The 1,253-nt window shown below is 74.6% G+C and carries 2 protein-coding genes; both read right to left on the bottom strand.

The annotated features are described in order from the left end of the window. Positions 1-225 (bottom strand): hypothetical protein (locus D183_RS24140; protein WP_039726366.1); only part of this gene is annotated, 225 nt, incomplete at its 3' end. Continuing rightward, positions 222-950, bottom strand: a complete 729-nt coding sequence (ompR, locus tag D183_RS0106650) for an osmolarity response regulator transcription factor OmpR (protein WP_017908321.1) — start codon at positions 948-950, stop codon at positions 222-224. The genes ompR and D183_RS24140, both read right to left, overlap by 4 nt. Between the last annotated feature and the right edge of the window lie 303 nt (positions 951-1,253).

The raw sequence follows: 1,253 nt of genomic DNA, 5'->3' as shown, positions 1-1,253 counted from the left end.
TGGCGTCAGCGCCGCGGCGGCCGGCGAGCGCTGCAGCGCCTCGGCGACATTGGCGAAGCCGTGCAGCATGCGCAGTTGCTGCTGCGCTGCCGGCCGCACTGCCAGTTCGCGGCCGAGCAGCAGCGCCAGCAGGCCGGCGCCGGCCAGCACCAGCGCGATCACCAGCGCCAGTTGCCCGAACAGGCTGCGCGGCCAGCCGGCGACGCGGGAAGCCGGCGCGCTCACGCCTGCGGCTCCGGCGGCACGTACACATAGCCCACGCCCCACACGGTCTGGATCAGCCGCGGCGTGCGCACGTCGTCCTCCAGCAGCTTGCGCAGCCGCGCCACGATCACGTCGATGCTGCGCCCCAGCGGCTCGTGTTCGCGGCCGTGCGCCAGGCTGGAGAGGCGGTCGCGGCTCAGCGGCTGCTGCGGGTGCCGCAGCAGCACCGACAGCACCGCGAACTCGGCGGTGGTCAGCTTCAGCGGTTCGCCGTCGCGGCGCAGCTCGCGCCGGCCCAGGTGCAGGCGGAAGCGGCCGAAGCCGATCTCGCCGCCCTCCGGTTGCGGTGCGCCGGCGCCGCCCGGGCGGGTACGGCGCAGCACCGCGCGGATCCGCGCCAGCAGCTCGCGCGGGTTGACCGGCTTGGGCAGGTAGTCGTCGGCGCCGATCTCCAGGCCGACGATGCGGTCGATCTCGTCGCCCTTGGCGGTCAGCATCACGATCGGGGTGGCGTCGCCCTGGCCGCGCAGGCGCCGGCAGATCTCCAGGCCGTTCTCGCCGGGCAGCATCAGGTCCAGCACCACCAGGTCGTAGTGGCCGCGCGCCAGCGCCTGCTGCAGCTGCATGCCGTCGGCCACCGCCTTGACCGCGAAGCCCTGGCTCTCCAGGTAGCGGCACAGCAGGGCGCGCAGGCGGTCGTCGTCGTCGACCAGCAGCAGGCGGGGAGCGGGCGCGGCATCGTCCATGGACGCCACTATCGGTTGCGCCGCGGCCCCGCGGCAACGGCTGCCGCGGCGCAACTGTAAGCGGATGTTTCCGCCGCGGCGTTCGGCAACATTTGCTGGCCGATGCGGCGCCCGCGGCGCCGGCGCCATGGCTACGGTGACGCTCGGCAGCACGCCGCTGCCGTCATCGGAGAACGCCATGTCGCTGTCCCGTCGCATCACTCCCTTGCTGCTGGCGCTGGCCGCCGGCGTCCTGGTCGCGCCCAGTGCACCGGCACGCGAACACACCCGCACGCGCACCGCCGGCGGCGCCGAGGGCGCCCG

This window comes from Xanthomonas sp. SHU 199 (assembly GCF_000364665.1).
In the GTDB taxonomy this organism is placed as follows: Bacteria; Pseudomonadota; Gammaproteobacteria; order Xanthomonadales; family Xanthomonadaceae; genus Xanthomonas_A; species Xanthomonas_A sontii.
Note: the sequence above shows the minus strand (reverse complement) of the source record. Positions and strands in the feature narration are given on the sequence as shown.

Excerpts from the sequence above, each read along its gene's own strand:
- ompR (WP_017908321.1), bottom strand. The coding sequence starts at position 950 with ATGGACGATGCCGCGCCCGCTCCCCGCCTGCTGCTGGTCGACGACGAC.